Genomic DNA, 17,672 nt, shown 5'->3' on the forward strand with positions numbered 1-17,672 from the left:
TCTTTGTCCTTTTGACGTTGGAAGTTGTAGAAAAGGTCAGAGAAAGAGATGCTCTCTGACCTTTTGCCCTATATAGTCGGTAGAAATGGAAGATAGATAGACTCTTTGCCCTTTTACCACAAATACAAGAGAAAAAGGGAAGAGAAGAAGAGCTCGCGCTCCAACCCTCCACCCCACACACGAAAAAAGACCGTCCCACAATGGGACGGTCTACTACATATCAACCTGTATTACGCAATCCAGCTGCCACACCACTAATCGTCAGTAGAACTTCTGTCAACAATTCCTCATCGACGTCTTCTGTTTTGCGAAGTTCTTTGATGAGTTCGACTTGCAGGAAGTTCATTGGATCGACATAAGGGTTACGCAGGCGTACGGATTCTTTGATGGTCGGCTGGTGATCCAGCAGTTCTTCATCACCTGTGATTTTAAGCAGGATATCTTTCGTACGATTATACTCCTCAACGATTGTTTGGAAAATGCGCTCTCCAATCGCTTGGTCGTTTACGAGTTGCGTATATTCTTTGGCCGTTTGAATATCTGCTTTGGTCAGTGCCATCTGCAGGTTGTTGATTGTTGTGCGGAAGAACGGCCAGTTTTCATACATATTCTGAAGCTGTTCTAAGTTCTCATCGCCTTGTTCGGCGTAGCTTGAAAGCCCTGAGCCAGAAGCGAACCAGGCTGGGATTAGCTGACGACTTTGTGTCCAAGCGAATACCCAAGGTATAGCACGGAGGTTTTCAAACTTCGAGCTGTCTTTACGCTTCATCGGGCGGGAACCGATATTTAATTCTCCGAGTTCTTTAAGCGGTGTCGCTTCGTTGAAGTAAGTCAAGAAGTCTTCATCGCCGAAGACTAGAGATTGATACTTCTCAAGCGAAACATCAGAGATGTCTTCCATTGCTTTCACCCATGCCTGTTCGCGGCTGTGAGCCTGTTCCGACTCTTGGGAGATCTTCGCAGCTCCTTCAAGCAGCGTCGAAGCACCTTGTTCCAGGCTTCGGTAGGCAATGTCACGTAGCAGGTAACGGGATGAAAGAACTTCCCCTTGCTCCGTGATTTTAACACCATCTCCCAATGTTTCAGCAGGCTGGGAGAGTAAGCTTCGGTTCAACGTTCCGCCACCACGTCCGAGTGATCCACCACGACCGTGGAAGAATTTCAAGGTTACATCGTAATTGCGAGCCATCTCGTGGATCTCTTGCTGGGCTTTGTAAAGGCGCCAGTTCGCTGTAAGCGTTCCACCGTCTTTACTTCCGTCGGAATAGCCGAGCATGATTTCCTGATGATTTCCGCGCTTGTCGAGGTGTTTGCTGTACACATCCATTTCGAATAACGTTTTCAAGATTTCCGGTCCAGCAATTAGGTCATCGACTGTTTCTAGTAACGGTGCGACATTGATTGTACTCTCAACGGATCCATCGGCATGGAGACGATAAATACCGGCTTCTTTAGCTAGGACCAATACTTCCAGTACGTCACTTGCAGATTCCGCCATACTGATCAAGTAAACTTCAATCGAACGAGGACCGAACTCAAGGTGTGCATCACGGATCATGTGGAAGACGTTCAGCATTTCCTGTGTCGATTCCGAATAGTCTTCGTTCAGCAAGGAAATCGGACGTGGATCTTTAAGGATCTGTTGCAAGATATGCAGCTTCTCGCGTTCGGAGCGCTCACGATAGTCGGACTCGATGCCGACCTTTTTCAAGAGTTCAGCAACAGCAGATTCGTGTTCTCCGCTATGATTCCGGATGTCTAATGTTGCTAAGTGGAAACCGAAGAGTTCTACTTGTCGAATTAGTTTACGCAGTTTCTTCAGCTCGCGTTTGTTCGGTTGATGGGTAGATGCGCTGTCGCGAATTTGCTTCAGATCATCCAGAAGCTCTTCTGAGTTGTTATACCCTATCGCTGAATGGCCGACGCTACGAAGACGGCCTAGTATCACGGCAAACTTGCGTCGGTAAATCTCTTTCTCGACACGCCATTTCTTATCTTTTCCAATAAGTTGTTCGCCACTTTCAACGGATTGAACGAGCTCGTCCGAAACGTTGATTTGAGTGGTAGAATGGCTGAAGCGTTTCATCAATTCGATAAGAACGCCTTCATATTTCTGTAGGATCAGTTCTCGTTGTTTCTCCAGAGTATTCCATGTGATATCTGGTGTTACGTTCGGGTTACCATCCCGGTCTCCACCGATCCAAGAACCGAAACGTAGGAAGTTCGGAACAGCCCACTCTTCTCCTGGATAATTTTCTTCCAGGCGGAATTCGAGTTCTTCGTGGATGTCAGGCAGTACGTCAAATAGCGTTTGATCGAAATAATATAATCCGTTGCGTACTTCATCCATAACCGTCGGCTTACGTTCGCGCAGTTCGTCCGTCTGCCATAGAACGGTTACTTCGTTCTGTAGACTATCCTGTAGACTTTCTCTTTCGCGTTTCGTCAACTGTGGATGATCGAGACGCTTCAAGATTGTAGCGATTCGTTTCTGTATTTCAAGAACGGTCCGTTTCGTTGCTTCCGTCGGGTGTGCAGTGATGATCAGTTCTAAGGATAAGTGATCCAGAACACTTTGAATCACGTCTCTTGAGAAATCGTTCTCTTTCAGGTTAAGTACGGCACTTTCAAGCGAGAAGGGCTGTGCTCCATGATCTTCACGAAGTTGATACTCGCGTCGGCGACGGATACGGTGGTTTTGTTCTGCAATATTAACGAGGTGGAAATAGATTGAGAATGCGCGAATCACTTGAGAGCGCATCGGGGGCTTCAGGTTGTTGATTTCTTCTTTTAATTGGTTATATGTCGATGCATCCGGTTGGTTACGCAGTTGTTTGGTCAATGTACGGATACTCTCTACTTTGTTTAATAATTCTTCTCCACCATGATGGATAAGAATATTACCGAGCATCTCACCGAGCACTCGGATATCCCTTCTTAAGGGAGTTGTATGGTCATTTGTTTTCGATTGTGTTGTCACAATGTCACCTTCCTATAATTCTATTTTTGTCGAATGAAAAAATAGCCCTATGTTTTCATAATATTATCAGAATAATTAGTATAGTCAAACGTTTAAACCCAGTAACGGCGCGTAATGTGCAGGTTTCAGACCTTCTCAAATCTCTCGGAAACGAAGTCACTGCAAAGATGTAAGCGCTACCTTTCTATCGTTGATAATACCCTTGAATTTTATTGCCAAAACCGTGTCCCGGATGTGGGTTGTATCTAATATCTCTAATCAAATCGAAGTTAAATTTGCATAAGCATTGCGGTCCCTTAAAGAAGTTTCATCTGGTAAAATACAAAATGGGAAACTTGTCGAATATTGTCTTTCTGTTATTCGTGTAATGAATAAGGAGGGAGGGGGTTATTCCAAGGAGGTAATGGTAGGCTTAAATGAGTGAAAAATCTCTGAATTGGTCTTCCGATTATAGAGGAAAACCCTATTGTGACGCACTTGTGACACTTCCACTTATTTACTTTAAAGAATTAAAGATTTTCTGTTTATTTGGCTTGTTTCACGTGATAGAGTATAGGGTATGCCATAGTCTGAAAATGTAGAGGAGGGATTAAGGTGGCAGATCAACAAAACAACGAAGAAATCAGTGAAGCCGTTGGGGAGAAGTCCGTCGGCACGCTTCAGTTCCGCGGAGGTGTCTTTACTGCGACGATCCCTTTAGTGTTCTTCATCGTTTGGGCGATTACACTTAGTGTTACAAAACTTGTAACGGAACAGGCACTAGTCTTAGGTATGGTCATAGGTATCGTACTTGGCTTGTTTTTCGTGAAATCTAAATGGGCGGATTATGCACAGAGTTTAATTTCAGGAATGGCTCAACCAGTCGGGATTGTAGCGATTATCGCCTGGTTCTGGGCAGGGATGTTCGCTCAGTTGCTTTCTGCTGGGGGGCTTGTCGATGGGTTGATCTGGCTCGGATTCCAGACAGGACTAGAAGGTGGAGCATTTGTCGTGATTACGTTCCTCCTGTCTGCTTTATTTGCGACAGCAGTGGGAACAGGATACGGTACCGTTGCAACATTCGGTCTGTTAATGTATCCAGCAGGTATCATCTTAGGTGCTGATCCTGTTATTTTGTTAGCGGCGATTCTGAGTGGTGCGGTATTCGGTGATAACTTAGCTCCGGTATCCGATACGACCATCGTTTCTGCCACAACGCAAGATGCGGATGTACCAGGAGTGGTTCGCTCCAGGTTCAAGTATTCGCTTGCTGCTGCTATTCCAGCTATTCTTTTATTCTTTATTACCGGCAGTGGTGGACAGGAAGGAAGCCAGGAAGTGATCAATCAGCTTCAATCACAAGTTACGCCTAATGGTCTCTTGATGCTGATTCCGTTTGTGCTCGTCCTATATTTGGCGTTAAGCGGGCAACATCTTCTCACTTCCTTATCGTGGGGCATTGTCGCATCGATTGTCTTCATTCTGATGACAGGGACGCCGTTTACAGAAGTGATCCACATTTATATGAACGAAGCAGGGGACCCAGTCGTAGAAGGAGCGCTTATGAGCGGAATTGCAGGGTACTTCAATATGGCGATTCTGATTCTGTTCATTATGGCTTCGGCATACTTGTTGGAAGTAGCCGGGACCATGGAAGTAATCAAAAACTTCTTCCTTAGAATCATCAACAATGTAACGCGTCGTGCCGAATTCTCTATGTTCGGAATCGTAGCTTTCTTGAACATGTTCATCACGATTAACACAGCAGCCGAAATCGCTGCAGCTCCATTCGTGCGCAAACTTGGGAAAGAGATGAATATTCACCCTTACAGACGTGCGAACTTCTTAGATACGGTCACTTCTTCACTTGGGTATATTTTCCCTTGGAGTGCTGGTGTCTTGATCGCTTGGACAACGATTCAGGGTGCGGCAGAGCAGTATGATTTCGTGCCTGTTGTCAGTCCGATCGAAGTCTTTCCATTCGTCTTCCAAGGATGGGGTTTACTGATCGTCATGTTCATCGCTGCATGGACAGGATGGGGACTTCGCTATTCCGGGAAAAATGGAGAAGAGTTGAAACCAGAAGAATATAAACAATCTTAATCTGAACAAAATCCCGCGTGCCACAGCACGCGGGATTTTTTTATATTGCTTGTTTCACTTCTTTCATTTGATCTAAATGTCTGAGTTCATGCCATCCGATAAACTCAACCCATTGCTCTAAGTTCATGTCACCGAAGGCAGGGTGTGGGAAGGCGCGGTTTTCAAGGGTCTCCTTGTCTTTGTTGTGAACGAGGAATAGGGTGGCTTCCCTTGTTTTCTCAAGTCCGTCTTTTGCATCTTGAATCGATGTGAATTCCCCTTTTGGTTGGACAGCTTCAGGTGCTTCGACTTTGTAGCCGCGATCTGTCGTATTCTCGATTGGTTTCTCAGGAGTTTGTTGGATGTCTCCCTCTTTGATTGCACGGTTAATTTGATAGACTACCAATTGCTCCATCAGGTATAAGTGTTCCAACACCTCAAGGATCGACCATCTATCTTCAGCAGGCTTCTTCTTCGCTTCCTCATCTGAGATCGTATTTACAAAATCGAGGACTTGCTTCCGTTTTTCATCTAATCCATACATCTTTTCTTACACCCTTCCTTCATAAGTATAATTCGAGTCTATCACAACAGAAGTAAAGTGAAACATTTTTCCATCTTGGAGGTTTTCATTCTCGGAAGTAACGATTAGAATAATAGAAAAAGGTGAGGAGCGAACTGATGAGTCATTATTCTATTAAGCAGTTCATTCAACAAACAAAACAAGATGAATCTGAAAATGATTACTTCGAGCTGGAAACACCTCGTATTCTGGAAGTGAACCTGATGGATCAAGTCTGGGCAAAAGCTGGATCAATGATTTCTTATAATGGAGATATCAAATTCGAGCGGGAAGGACTGCTAGAACATGGAGTCGGACGGTTATTCAAAAAGGCGATGACCGGTGAAGGCGGAGCGCTTATGAAAGCGATGGGGCGAGGTCGATTGTACTTAGCGGATCAGGGGAAGAAAATCACGATTTTCGACCTCGATAATGAGACAATTACGGTGAATGGTAATGACTTATTAGCGTTTGAACCTAGTGTGAACTGGGATATCAAATTCATGAAAAAAGCGGCAGGGATGGTGTCAGGAGGATTTTTCAATGTAACGCTTAGTGGTAGTGGGCGAGTTGCTGTAACATCGCATTATGAACCGCTGACTCTCCTTGTGAAACCAGGGGAACCAGTCATTACCGATCCTCATGCGACAGTGGCGTGGTCGGGACACCTTGCACCCGAACTCCGAACAGATATCAGTTTAAAAACCTTCTTAGGAAGAGGAAGCGGCGAATCCATTCAAATGGAATTCGATGGCGATGGATTCGTGATTGTGCAGCCTTTTGAAGAGGGGTATGCAACCAGTTCCGAATAAATTCAGTCTAAAGTCGTATTCTGTAATCAGCCCTTCTCACGAAGGTGGGAAAGGCTGATTGCTTTATGATGAAAGAAAGGAGAGGGTCAGGATGTTTACAAAGCAGAGTGAGTTGCAGACGCTCAGACTCATTGCAGAAACGTTGAATCAGTCGAATAATGTAGAACATATGATGCAGACAGTGCTTGAGAAGCTGCTGAACCTGACTCAATTGCAGGCTGGATGGATGTTTTTTACAAACCAGCGTGGCGACTATAGCCTCGTTGCCGATCACCGATTACCGGAGGCGCTCTCTCGTCACCGGAAGCAACCTATGTGCCAAGGCTCTTGTTATTGCTTGAATAAATATTGGAATGGAGAATTGACAGGTCCCATCAACATCATCGAATGCAAACGCTTAGATGAAGCAGTGCAACATAACACCGGAGATACAGAAGGGATTACGCACCATGCTACCATTCCGCTCGTTGCAGGAGCAGAAAGGTTCGGGGTACTAAATGTCGCTTCACCAGGAAAGACCCATTTTACTCAAGAAGAACTGACGCTTCTGCAATCGGTAGCTTTTCAAATCGGCACAGCCATCAAACGGACCAAACTCTATGATGCCCAGCAACAACGTGCCGAACATCTGGCAACTTTGAATGAGCTTGTCCGAACGCTCTGGGAAGCTTCGGATCATCAACAGCTGATAAAGGAAACCGTCGATAGGTTAAGAAGTGGATATGGTTTTGAAACAGCTGCGTTCTTTACATATCAGGGAGGGGAGTTAGTACTTAGGTCGATGGAAGGTGATTTTACTAACGACTCCTCTGCACAAGTTACGGAAGCTTTCCAACAAGGGAAAACGATCTCTTCTTCGTCCATGATCTCTGTCCCACTTACTGTTAAAAAACAACCACTTGGTGTCCTGTATGCCCAGTCCGAGGAGAGTTTCACTTCTGCTGATAAAGAAGTGATGGATGCACTAGCTGGTCACGTCGCATTAGCTTACGAGAGTATCTCTGTACAGGAAAAAAGAGCAGAGGTCTTGCTTTATGAAGAGCGTAACCGCTTGGCGCGTGATCTGCATGATTCTGTGAATCAGAAGCTTTTCTCTTTGTCTCTTACAGCGAGGGGAGCAAAGGAAGTAGTGAAAGAAGACGAGAGCTTGAAAGAATTGTTATCCGAAATGCAGTCACTCTCACAGGAGTCCATGCGGGAGATGCGATCCTTGATTTGGCAGCTTCGGCCGATTGGAATTGAGGAAGGTTTGTTATCGGCACTTAAGAAATACGGAAGTCATTTGCGGATCGAGATCGACTTTGATGTGGAGGATATCCCGCACTTATCTCATTCTACTCAAGAAGCTCTCTGGCGTATCAGTCAAGAGGCATTGAATAATGTACATAAACATTCGGGGGTAAGCAAAGCTTGGGTTAAATTAAAGGCTGTGGAGACAGGTGTTGAGCTGAAAGTTCAAGACCTGGGGAAAGGTTTCCGTTCACCGAATAAATCCTGCCGTACTCTCGGCCTTACTAGTATGAGGGAACGCGCTCAACTTCTAGGAGGAACACTGGAATGGAAGAGCGAGATCGGTCAAGGGACTACCATTCAAGTATTCATACCCTGGGTGAAGGAGGGATAAATGCGATGGCTACTCGAGTATTGCTCGTTGATGATCATTTAGTCGTCTTAAGAGGATTGAAGTTCTTCTTAAATACACAGGAGAACATCGAGATTGTAGGCGAAGCGGAAAATGGGGAAGAGGCACTTAAGGTAGTGGAGGACCTTCAACCTGATGTGGTGTTGATGGACTTGATGATGCCGGTCATGGACGGTGTCGAGGCGACAAGGAAACTGAAAGAGGAGTATCCAGAGGTCAAAGTGGTCGTTCTCACAAGCTTCTCCGATCAGGACCATGTGATTCCGGCGTTGCAGGCTGGAGCAATCGGCTATCAACTGAAAGATGTAGAACCCGACCTGCTCGTAGATACCATCCGGAAGGCGGCAGAAGGGGAGAAGTATTTGCATCCGAAGGCTACAGACCTGCTTTTATCAGAAATGACTGGAGCGCAGAAAACAACTACCCCTCTTTATACTTTGACGAAGCGTGAGAAGGAAGTTCTCGAACAGATCACCTTAGGAAAAAGTAACAAAGAGATTTCGAGTCATTTATTCATTACAGAGAAAACGGTGAAAACCCACGTAAGCAACGTATTAAGTAAACTTGATGTCCACGACCGGACCCAGGCAGCCATTTTCGCAATGAAGAATCAATGGTTTGAAAAAGCATGAAACGTCCAGGCATGAGTAGGGGAAACCTGAATACAATGGAAGAAAGAGAGCTGGATGTTCTAATGTACGAAAAAATGTAAGCACACTCCTTTACTTCACTACAAAAACAATGTATAGTATGAAACATACAAAAAATAATAACGGAAACTTCTTATCCAGAGAGGCGGAGGGACTGGCCCTTTGATGCCCGGCAACCATCGAATCAATCCACGGATTGACGAGAACGGTGCCAATTCCTGTAGAATGTGCAAGCATTCTAAGAGATGAGAGGATCGTACGGATATAACCTTTACGACCCCTTTTCTTACTTGGATAAGAAAAGGGGTCTTTTTGGATGCAGCAATGCTCCGTAAGGCTCTCGGTAGAAGTTGCGTTAAGGGAAAGGAAAGATGACAAATGGCAACAGCTATTTTTGGAGCAGGATGTTTCTGGGGAGTGGAAGCATTCTTTGAAAGATTTGAAGGAATTACAGCGACACGTGTCGGATACACGGGCGGAAATGTAGAGAATCCATCCTACGAGCAGGTGAAAACAGGGAAGACTGGTCATGCGGAAGCGATCCGTTTACAGTACGACCCAACGGTGATTACCTATGCAGAACTTGTGAATATCTTCTTTGAGGCTCACGATCCTACTTCAAGAAACAAGCAGGGAATTGACGAAGGCCATCAGTATCGATCAGCTATTTTCTATGCAGGGGATAGCCAGAAGTATATTGCCGAGCAAAAAATCAAAGAGTGGGATGAGAAGGGCATTTTCAAGCGCCCGATTGTGACAGAAGTCGTAGAAGCAGGTGTATTCTATGAGGCAGAAGAATACCACCAGAAATATATTCATAAGAATGGTTCCGTCGCATGCGGAATCGGTTAAAAGAAGCAAAGCTGGGAGGAAACCCGGCTTTGCTTTTTTTGATACCTATTTATTCAACGAAGTGGATACACAACATCAAGACCGGCTTTAGCTAAAGCATCATAGTACCAGTAATTGTGATCGGCACCATGAATGCAGAGAATCCGTTTACCTGAATAGTCTGCTACAGTTTGTTTGACGCGTTTGACCATGATGGCATGTCTAGCATTCCAGGTAATCTGTTGGACTTCTGGATTCACTACATACAACCAGTCGTACATCCTTTTTGTAACTAAATCATAATCTTGGGAGTTCAAAGGGATCTTTCCACTGTTCCATGTGGAAAGCTGCTTTTTGTTCCATTCAGAGAGTTCAATCTCTAACTCTCTCTTTTTACTATCTGAGTAACGGTCGAACGGTTCTTCTTGAAACACATCTTCCTCGAACCAGTTCACAGGAACAAATTCAACACTGTTCTTTTCACAGTAGGGAAAAATCAAAGACGGGTACTCTTCCTGAGTTTCTCCAAGGATGTCATATGGGTCGCCGGTTTGTATGTAATGTTCAAAGCTCCGTGGCTCGACTTCTCCGCAAATGACATCAGGGTTGAATTCTGTGATCAGCTCTTCAACCAGATCGAGCGGATAGCCATATTTCTTCTGCATGTCGGGGTCGTGTGTCATACCTAAAATGCCTACAGTTGCCATACGTTGTCACCTCCTCCCTAACTCTATCAAAAATACACGATAAAAGAAGGAATTATCTGTGAAAATATCGAAGAAAGCCATACTACCTTACTAATAGAGGGGGGATCCACTTTGATCCATATCGTCAATGGAGATGCAGTTGGAAGTCGTTTGAATGTAGAGGGAGAAGTTATCATATGGCGTGAAATGTATGACTGGGGACCGTTGCATTACGAATGGGATGCAGCGGACCTCATCGGCCGTAGAGCCGCTTTTTTCGAAGAACAACTTGAACTCCCTGCATCTCTTTTTATCAAGACCAGCCAGGAGCAATGGAAGGCACTTCATCGAATGGAAAAGCATGAAGAAGTAGTGCTTTGGTTTGAACACGACCGCTACGACCAGACTATGCTCATGTATTTATTACATGAACTTCGCAACAGTGGGCACCGCCTATCCATGGTTACTCTCGATTCGCATCCAGAAGTAGACCGTTTTTACGGTATGGGACAACTCTCAGAGGAGCAACTGCTGGCATTAGAAAAAACAAAACAGCCGGTGACGCCGGAACAAGTAGAAGAAGCGGTCGAGGGGTGGAGGGCATACGCATCCCCGCAGCTTTCGAAACTCGAGCAGTGGATTCTGGAATCTGTACATACACTTCCCTATCTGAAAGAGGCTATGGTGTCTCATCTAGACTATATACCTTGTGGAGACAAAGGCTTGAGTATAGTCGAAGAATGGATCTTATTGTATCTCGACGGTCATATCCGTACGTTCCATGACTTATTGAGAGAAATCCAGTCACGTAGGAACGATGGAATAAGTGATTTCTACCTATCTTACCTATTGAAACAGTTAGGTACTCTCGTGGAAGTTGAAGGTGCATTACCTGATTTTACAGCTGATCGGGTAAATCCTAATTTGACACTTAGCAGCAAAGGGAAGGAAGTGTTGGAAGGCAAAAGGAGCCGCATCGACATCATCGGTTTAGATACTTGGGTGGGAGGAGCGCGGCTATATTGTTCTAAACAAGAGATAGAGGATGATTGGCATGTGGGTGAATGATACCTTATTAGTGATTATGTGTGGATTTATGGTTTTAGGAGCATTGGATTACTATGTGTTGAATCATCGCCTTGAACTAGGCTGGCGATTCTATGAAGCGTTCATGATGATGGGGCCGCTCACGTTATCGATGGTAGGAATCATTTCGCTTGCTCCCGTCTTATCCACTTGGCTTGCTCCGGTCATAACCCCGGTGTATGACTGGTTTGGGGCCGATCCATCTATGTTCGCATCCACGATCCTCGCTATTGATATGGGGGCATACTCCTTGTCCCAATCGCTTGCTTCAACAGAAGAAGCGGCGGTTTTTTCATGGGCTTTTCTAGGTACCATGATGGGCCCGACGCTCGTATTCACCATTCCTGTCGCATTGTCGATCATCTCTAAAAAAGATCAGCCATATTTTGCTAAAGGGATTCTGATCGGATTGATGACAATCCCATTTGGGTGTCTGGTAGGAGGAGCGCTTGCAGGTTATGAATGGTTATGGATGGTGAGAAACCTGCTTCCCACTTTCTTGCTATCTCTTCTTATCGCTTTTGGACTAATGTTCTTTTCTCAATTTACCATTTGGTTGTTTTCAAAGTTTGGAAAAGGAGTAGAGTTGCTCATCATTACAGGTTTGATGGCAATCATTATCGAAACGTTGACTGGATTGACAGTCATCCCTGGAATGGCACCGATATCTGAAGGGATAGTTATTGTCGGCAGGATCACCATCACCCTTGCTGGTGCGTATCCTCTTGTAGCCTTCTTGAACAGAAAGACAGAGAAGCCGTTACTACGAGCTGGTAAGAAACTAGGGGTGAACACAACTGCTGTCACTGGGATAGTCGCTTCTATGGCTCATCACTTGCCGATGTTTGCGACGATGAAAGATATGAATAATCGGGGGAAGGTCATGAATGCAGCGTTTGCTGTTAGTGGAGCTTTCGTAGTCGGTAGTCACTTCGCATTTGTAGCCGGGGTGGAAAAGAGCATGATCTTGCCGGTTATTATAGGGAAACTGACGGCTGGGGTTTTAGCGGTGGTTCTTGTTTTATGGATTCAAAAACCAGAGGATTGTTCAGAATGAAAAAGCAAGGAACAGTGATAGCCATTCCTTGCTTTTTTTCTATTCACTAAATTTGTAGACACCCACGGAAGCCTCTTGCAGCGTAATAAGATTCTGCACCATTATGATAGACGAAAACATGGCCGTATCTATAATCACAGAATAGAGCTCCTCCGCGCTCTCGTATGTCTGCTGGTGTTTCGATCCAACTAGAAGACTTCTTATCAAACTCTCCGAATTCCTGCAGCATCCGGTACTGATCCTCTGTCAGCATGTCAATGCCCAAAGATTTTGCCATATCCATCGCGCTGTTCTCTGGTTTGTACTTCTTCCTAGACTCTAAAGCTTCCCTGTCGTAACAAACACTTCTTCGTCCTTTAGGGCTTTCTTTGGAACAATCCATAAAGAGGTAAGTGCTTGTCCCTTGATTATCCCCCACTACATCCGGCTCTCCGCCTGACTCTTCCATTTGGTGAAGAGACCAGAGCTTCTCAGGTTGAGCCTCCAGCTTTTCTTTAACCTGACTCCATTCTGTATGCGGGTGCCGGCTGCTATTTTTTTCAAAACGCTTCTGCAATGAATGGAGCAACTCTTCTCTTTGTGCTTCAGACAATACCTTAGACATAAATATTCCTCCTAGGGTGCATTATGTAGAAACAGATCCTGTTGTTTTTTATTATACAGGATCACAAGTTACGGGAAGATTTGATGGAAAGAGGAGAAAAAGAAGTAGCTGATGAGCACGATGAAAAGAATCACTCCTTGAATGGCGAGGCCGATTGAGCTGCATGTCTTCCCAGCTATGGCATACGTCCTTCCTTCCTCTTTGGTGCGATCGATTTCTTTCAGACTGCGGTTAGCATAGAATATGCCCATGATGCCGAGCACTATACCAACTAGAGGAATAAAGATAGACATAATACCGACAATGAAAGATGTCATCGCTTTGCTGTTCATTCCGTACGCCTCCTTAAATCCAGGTCGTTCCAAATTAAGATACCTTTCTCTGTCTATACGATTTATAATGGGAAAAGGATTCACTTTTTACGAAAGAAGGTTGCGCGATGAAGAAATACATAGCTTTAGTGGGGCTAAGTCTGATTTGGGGCTTATCTTTTGTTTTTATCAAATATTTAGTAGGCTCAGCTGGCGTATGGGGGACGGTATTTCTCAGGTGTTCAGCTGGTGTACTTGTGCTTCTTCCGTTTCTTTGGTCGAAGCGTGACGATTTCAAGAAGCAGATTCCTTGGAAGGCTCTAGCGATAGTCGGTGTCTTTAATGCGGGGGTTCCTTGGGGATTGATTGCACTTAGTGAAACACAAATCAACAGTAATACGGCGGCAGTTCTTAATGCCATGACTCCGATTTGTACAGCGGTGATCGGCTTTGTATTTTTCTCCATCGTGTTGAAAAAACAGCAATGGATCGGCGTCTTGCTTGGATTCGTTGGTGTTCTTGTCATCATGGAATTTCAGGTGGGGACCTTATTCACGGATAGTCTGGTCGGAATAGGTACGATGGTGTTGGCGACGATTTGTTATGGTTTCTCATCCCAATATACGAAGCGTCATCTGCAGCATATGGGGATACTGGTCGTGGCAGTGTGTACATTAGTAGTCGGAGCGATCGTTGGAGCAACAGGTATGTTGGTGACGGGGAGCGCGGTACCGTTTGATTTGTTTACAGATTCATACGCTCTGATTGCGATTGTTGGACTTGGGTGCTTGGGATCTGGAATTGCGCACCTGCTTTTCTTCTTTATGGTGAAAGAAGCTAGCGCTGAATTTGCAACATCTGTGACGTATTTGATTCCCCTAACCGCTATGTTTTGGGGATACGTCCTTCTAAATGAACCTGTATCCCATAACCTGGTATTAGGGCTCATCTGTATCTTTGGAGGAGTTTATCTTGCCACACGCAAGAAAAAAACCTTCTCGCATATGCGGAAGGCAGAGAAGGTCAGTTAATCATTTCGTATAACGGTTTGCGTAGCTGCTCGCCACAATCGAATCGGGCTTGATTTTTGGTTCCATTCCGAGCGATTCGATTCTGGCGACCATTTCATTTACATATAAGCGCGTCCTATTCCGTTCACCGGAACCAATATCGATGTGGCCTTCAATGGTGAATGTTGCTCCTTTATAGATATGCGGAAGAATGATCTCGATCAATTCATTCTTGTGAGGCTCGGTGAAAAGGGAAGCGACCTCTTCCGTAAGCGAGGTTTCATATGAAATCCTCTCGTGGAGCGTTGTCATCTGTCTGTTTACAAGCTGCTTCCGGTAACAAGCCCATGCCCCTTTTCCCACTCGTTGAATGACAATTCCAGTAATGAAGCGTGTATAGGTAGGGTGAACCTGTGAATCTGTTCCAAGCATCAACTTATACTCGCTGATCGGTTCTTGCTGAATAAATGTTTTGATATGTTGAAACACTTGCTCAAAGTCCATGTCCTTATGAGAAAGGTTTTGGAACTTAATAGCATCCATCTGCTTCCACCCTCCTTAGGCTGTCATTCTATAAGTCTTAACTCTTAGTAAACGGAAAATAGTAAGAAATAATAAAACGATAACGAATCCACCCGTAACGAAACGAATTAACGAGTTCTCCTGATAAGCAAAAATCGCACCATACCCCCAAACGAAGGCAAGTGGGTAAAGTATATCCTTTTGAAGGAAACCGAAAGCTATTGCAATTAGACCGCCGACGGTAAGAAGGATGACCGACCATCCAAGCTCGCCTAATCCGAATAGCTCGGTAATGCCGTTCGCCTTTAAAACGACGAACGCATCGACGATTGTGGCAATGGATGTCCACCCAAGATAAAGCGAGAACGGAGCCCGTTCGAATTTCGTCGCCCCAGCCAGAGTCTGGTTTGTGTACACGACACATAGCGTTACTAGAGAAAGAGAAAGAAACAATATGGATGGCGTCGTTCCGAGAATGACGGAAGTACCAGATAGAATCATCGTGATCGGAAACCAGAGTCCGATTTTTCTAATTTGCTCATTTAAAGCTTCATCCGCAAAGAACGACTTCATAATATAAAGGAAGAGTAGTAGGTAAATGAGTCCCCAGATGGAAAAAGCGAAAGGGGACGGCATGACATAAACCATGTCTCCTGGGCTGTAAAAGTCTCCTGCCAAGAATAACGAAGTAACTAAAAGATACACATAACTCGCTAAGTTGAACAGCTTCAATCCGAGATACCTCACGTTGTCCACTCTCCATCTCTATGTTGTTTTACTTTTCCCGGTACCAGATCTTCCTATTCAAGGGGGCTGGTACATTTTATGTAAGAATTGAAGATTAATGACTGAAAGAAGAGTGTTGAGGAAGAATCTGTTCCCATTACTATTGTATTGTTTTATGATTCAGTAGAGATGTGCCCATAAAAAAAGCTTAGTTCCTATTATTCAGGAACTAAGCTTTTTTCTATAGCCAGAAAAACCAAGTGATCATAAGAAGTAGGAAAGCGAAGAAAACGGAATAGATTGCGAACAATAGGGGGATGCTGTTGGATTTATTTTCGACCATCAACTGCTTCACATCATCTTGGACAGTAGCGATACTTTGCAACTTCGTCTGGTTCATGGCGATCAAGACAGTACTTACTAAGGCGAACAAACTGACAAGCGCTATGATGGAAAAATAGATGGCACCCATATTGATCTCCTCCTAATAGAATGGGGTATCTATTCTTTTACCTTAAAAGATCACGTGGAAACAGAAAAATAAGAGCAAAACCATATAATAGGAAAAGCTAACCCGCTTGGGGTTAGCTTTGAGTTTGAACAGAATCTGATACCTCTTGGCCTTCTTCTTTCACAGGTGTTGCCCGTTTAATGAATAGAGATACGAGGAATCCGATTGCTGTAATACCGAACGCCACGAAGTAGACGAATTCCACTCCAGCGACTGTAGCTTGCGACATCGCAGAGGCACTCTCTGGATTGCTTGCTTGACTCAAGTAGGTTTGCTGTCTATTGGTCAACAGACTGATGAAGACAGCTACGCCGACAGCACCGGCTACTGGCTGAAGGGTATTCATGATGGCCGTTCCGTGCGGATACAACTTCTTCGGTAGCTCGTTCAAACCGTTCGTCTGAGCTGGCATCATAATGGCAGAAATCGAAAGCATGATGCACATGTAACTTACAATAATCTGCCAGATCGGTGTTTCTGCGCTTGCTTGGCTCAAGGTGAACATTGTCGTCGTCAAAATTCCAGCTGCAGGAATAATCATCACACGGGGACCGAATTTATCGAACAATTTTCCCATTACCGGAGAAAGAAGTCCATTCAGCAGAGCACCAGGAAGTAAAATTAAGCCGGCTGTTTCCGGAGTGAGCTCCAAAGGGCCTTGCATGAACATCGGTAGAATGATTTCAGATGAGAACATCGCAATCATCAGGATAATGAAGAGTACAACGGCAATCGAGTACATCGGGAACTTGAATACTCTTACATCTAGAAGTGGTTCATCCAATCGTAACTGCCTGATAGTAAAAGCGATCAAGGAAAGAACTCCAGCGATAATGAGTGTTAGAACACCGGGATCAAGAAAGCTCGACTCCCCTTCGCCAGCAAGACTGAAGCCGAGAACGATACCTCCGAAGCCGATTGTAGACAAGGCGATCGAAAGAATATCGACTTTCGGCTTTGTGACTTCTCCTACGTTGCGTAAGTATTTCCACCCGAAAGCGATTGAGAATAGAGCGAATGGAATAACAGAGATGAATAAATATCTCCAACCAAGGTTTTCTACAATGATTCCGGACAACGTCGGACCGATAGCTGGTGCGAACATGATCACCAAACCAACCATTCCCATTACACCTCCACGTCTTTCCGGAGGGAAAATGAGTAGGAAGGTATTAAAGATAATCGGGATCAGAAGACCTGTTCCTACTGCTTGCAATAATCTTCCTGCAAGCAATACCCCAAAGTTCGGGGCAAGAGCTGATATCGTGGTACCGATGGTGAATACGGTCATCGTACCAATGAACATCTGTCTTGTCGTGAAGGTCTGTAAAAGCAAGGCGGATATCGGAATCAAGATTCCCATGACAAGCATAAAGCCAGTCACCATCCACTGTACGACAGGCGCGGGTATATCGAACACACCCATTAATGTCGTTAATGCAATATTCAACAATGTTTCATTTAATATGGCAAAAAAAGCTCCAATGATCAGTGAAAACATGATCGGTTTCACTTTGAAGTTTGGGTCGTCAGCAAGAAATTCATATTTAGACTCACTCATGTGCAACTCTCCTTTACTTATAACGTTCACAAGTATCCATTATATAGATGAAAGGAGTTG

The 17,672-nt window shown here is 44.7% G+C and carries 17 protein-coding genes and 1 riboswitch; of the genes, 8 read left to right on the forward strand and 9 right to left on the reverse strand.

Annotated features, from left to right (window positions below):
* Positions 1–220: 220 nt before the first annotated feature.
* Entirely contained in the window at positions 221–2,983 is a 2,763-nt protein-coding gene (gene ppc, locus E4663_RS02290; RefSeq protein WP_135326558.1) for a phosphoenolpyruvate carboxylase, read from the reverse strand.
* 591 nt (positions 2,984–3,574) lie between these two features.
* Between ppc and E4663_RS02295 the strand changes: the two genes are divergently transcribed.
* Positions 3,575–5,062: a Na+/H+ antiporter NhaC family protein gene (locus E4663_RS02295; RefSeq protein WP_079479215.1), complete on the forward strand. Its 1,488-nt coding sequence runs from the start codon at positions 3,575–3,577 to the stop codon at positions 5,060–5,062.
* A 40-nt stretch (positions 5,063–5,102) separates the two neighbouring features.
* Here the strand turns inward: E4663_RS02295 and E4663_RS02300 are convergent, their stop codons facing one another.
* Positions 5,103–5,585 (reverse strand): DinB family protein, encoded by a 483-nt coding sequence (locus E4663_RS02300; protein ID WP_079479216.1) that lies wholly within the window; start codon positions 5,583–5,585, stop codon positions 5,103–5,105.
* Between the two features lie 137 nt (positions 5,586–5,722).
* Between E4663_RS02300 and E4663_RS02305 the strand changes: the two genes are divergently transcribed.
* The 4 genes from E4663_RS02305 to msrA all read left to right on the forward strand — a co-directional run bounded on the left by E4663_RS02305 (position 5,723) and on the right by msrA (position 9,559).
* Positions 5,723–6,415: an AIM24 family protein gene (locus E4663_RS02305; RefSeq protein WP_135326559.1), complete on the forward strand. Its 693-nt coding sequence runs from the start codon at positions 5,723–5,725 to the stop codon at positions 6,413–6,415.
* Positions 6,416–6,506: 91 nt separating this feature from the next.
* Positions 6,507–8,039: a GAF domain-containing sensor histidine kinase gene (locus E4663_RS02310; protein ID WP_135326560.1), complete on the forward strand. Its 1,533-nt coding sequence runs from the start codon at positions 6,507–6,509 to the stop codon at positions 8,037–8,039.
* Between the two features lie 5 nt (positions 8,040–8,044).
* Entirely contained in the window at positions 8,045–8,689 is a 645-nt protein-coding gene (locus E4663_RS02315; protein ID WP_135326561.1) for a response regulator, read from the forward strand.
* Positions 8,690–8,837: 148 nt separating this feature from the next.
* Positions 8,838–8,959: riboswitch (SAM riboswitch) on the forward strand.
* A gap of 126 nt (positions 8,960–9,085) precedes the next feature.
* On the forward strand, positions 9,086–9,559 hold the full coding sequence (gene msrA, locus E4663_RS02320) for a peptide-methionine (S)-S-oxide reductase MsrA (protein WP_079479220.1): 474 nt from the start codon (positions 9,086–9,088) through the stop codon (positions 9,557–9,559).
* Between the two features lie 53 nt (positions 9,560–9,612).
* On the opposite strand, the gene E4663_RS20110 is transcribed toward msrA, so the two are convergent.
* A complete protein-coding gene (locus E4663_RS20110) occupies positions 9,613–10,245 on the reverse strand; it encodes a hypothetical protein (protein ID WP_241657093.1) in 633 nt (210 codons plus the stop codon).
* 111 nt (positions 10,246–10,356) lie between these two features.
* Between E4663_RS20110 and E4663_RS02330 the strand changes: the two genes are divergently transcribed.
* On the forward strand, positions 10,357–11,292 hold the full coding sequence (locus E4663_RS02330) for a DUF1835 domain-containing protein (RefSeq protein ID WP_158290407.1): 936 nt from the start codon (positions 10,357–10,359) through the stop codon (positions 11,290–11,292).
* Complete coding sequence (gene eutH, locus E4663_RS02335) at positions 11,279–12,367, forward strand: ethanolamine utilization protein EutH (RefSeq protein WP_135327553.1); 1,089 nt, start codon at positions 11,279–11,281, stop codon at positions 12,365–12,367. The genes E4663_RS02330 and eutH overlap by 14 nt, the downstream gene beginning before the upstream one ends.
* A 46-nt stretch (positions 12,368–12,413) precedes the next feature.
* On the opposite strand, the gene E4663_RS02340 is transcribed toward eutH, so the two are convergent.
* Both E4663_RS02340 and E4663_RS02345 read right to left on the reverse strand, forming a co-directional pair.
* Positions 12,414–12,971, reverse strand: coding sequence for a DUF4256 domain-containing protein (locus E4663_RS02340; RefSeq protein WP_079479223.1), 558 nt, complete (start codon positions 12,969–12,971; stop codon positions 12,414–12,416).
* Positions 12,972–13,039: 68 nt separating this feature from the next.
* A complete protein-coding gene (locus E4663_RS02345) occupies positions 13,040–13,303 on the reverse strand; it encodes a DUF4190 domain-containing protein (protein WP_079479224.1) in 264 nt (87 codons plus the stop codon).
* Positions 13,304–13,410: 107 nt separating this feature from the next.
* Here E4663_RS02345 and E4663_RS02350 point away from each other — a divergent pair, with 107 nt between their 5' ends.
* Positions 13,411–14,313: a DMT family transporter gene (locus E4663_RS02350; protein ID WP_135326563.1), complete on the forward strand. Its 903-nt coding sequence runs from the start codon at positions 13,411–13,413 to the stop codon at positions 14,311–14,313.
* On the opposite strand, the gene E4663_RS02355 is transcribed toward E4663_RS02350, so the two are convergent.
* From E4663_RS02355 to E4663_RS02370, 4 genes are all read right to left on the reverse strand, one after another.
* Positions 14,314–14,835 (reverse strand): ribonuclease H-like YkuK family protein, encoded by a 522-nt coding sequence (locus tag E4663_RS02355; RefSeq protein WP_079479226.1) that lies wholly within the window; start codon positions 14,833–14,835, stop codon positions 14,314–14,316.
* A gap of 15 nt (positions 14,836–14,850) precedes the next feature.
* Entirely contained in the window at positions 14,851–15,561 is a 711-nt protein-coding gene (locus tag E4663_RS02360; protein WP_158290408.1) for a tryptophan-rich sensory protein, read from the reverse strand.
* Between the two features lie 220 nt (positions 15,562–15,781).
* A complete protein-coding gene (locus tag E4663_RS02365; protein ID WP_079479228.1) occupies positions 15,782–16,012 on the reverse strand; it encodes a hypothetical protein in 231 nt (76 codons plus the stop codon).
* A gap of 112 nt (positions 16,013–16,124) precedes the next feature.
* Positions 16,125–17,612, reverse strand: coding sequence for an MDR family MFS transporter (locus E4663_RS02370; RefSeq protein WP_135326565.1), 1,488 nt, complete (start codon positions 17,610–17,612; stop codon positions 16,125–16,127).
* Positions 17,613–17,672 lie beyond the last annotated feature (60 nt).

It is taken from the genome of Halobacillus salinus, assembly GCF_004684905.1.
GTDB lineage: Bacteria > Bacillota > Bacilli > Bacillales > Halobacillaceae > Halobacillus > Halobacillus salinus.

Bases quoted from the DNA above. Each gene is read 5' to 3' on its own strand.
- E4663_RS02300 (WP_079479216.1), bottom strand. From the start codon at position 5,585: ATGTATGGATTAGATGAAAAACGGAAGCAAGTCCTCGATTTTGTAAAT.
- E4663_RS02305 (WP_135326559.1), top strand. From the start codon at position 5,723: ATGAGTCATTATTCTATTAAGCAGTTCATTCAACAAACAAAACAAGAT.
- E4663_RS02310 (WP_135326560.1), top strand. From the start codon at position 6,507: ATGTTTACAAAGCAGAGTGAGTTGCAGACGCTCAGACTCATTGCAGAA.
- E4663_RS02315 (WP_135326561.1), top strand. From the start codon at position 8,045: ATGGCTACTCGAGTATTGCTCGTTGATGATCATTTAGTCGTCTTAAGA.
- msrA (WP_079479220.1), top strand. From the start codon at position 9,086: ATGGCAACAGCTATTTTTGGAGCAGGATGTTTCTGGGGAGTGGAAGCA.
- E4663_RS20110 (WP_241657093.1), bottom strand. From the start codon at position 10,245: ATGGCAACTGTAGGCATTTTAGGTATGACACACGACCCCGACATGCAG.
- eutH (WP_135327553.1), top strand. From the start codon at position 11,279: ATGTGGGTGAATGATACCTTATTAGTGATTATGTGTGGATTTATGGTT.
- E4663_RS02340 (WP_079479223.1), bottom strand. From the start codon at position 12,971: ATGTCTAAGGTATTGTCTGAAGCACAAAGAGAAGAGTTGCTCCATTCA.
- E4663_RS02345 (WP_079479224.1), bottom strand. From the start codon at position 13,303: ATGAACAGCAAAGCGATGACATCTTTCATTGTCGGTATTATGTCTATC.
- E4663_RS02350 (WP_135326563.1), top strand. From the start codon at position 13,411: ATGAAGAAATACATAGCTTTAGTGGGGCTAAGTCTGATTTGGGGCTTA.
- E4663_RS02355 (WP_079479226.1), bottom strand. From the start codon at position 14,835: ATGGATGCTATTAAGTTCCAAAACCTTTCTCATAAGGACATGGACTTT.
- E4663_RS02365 (WP_079479228.1), bottom strand. From the start codon at position 16,012: ATGGGTGCCATCTATTTTTCCATCATAGCGCTTGTCAGTTTGTTCGCC.
- E4663_RS02370 (WP_135326565.1), bottom strand. From the start codon at position 17,612: ATGAGTGAGTCTAAATATGAATTTCTTGCTGACGACCCAAACTTCAAA.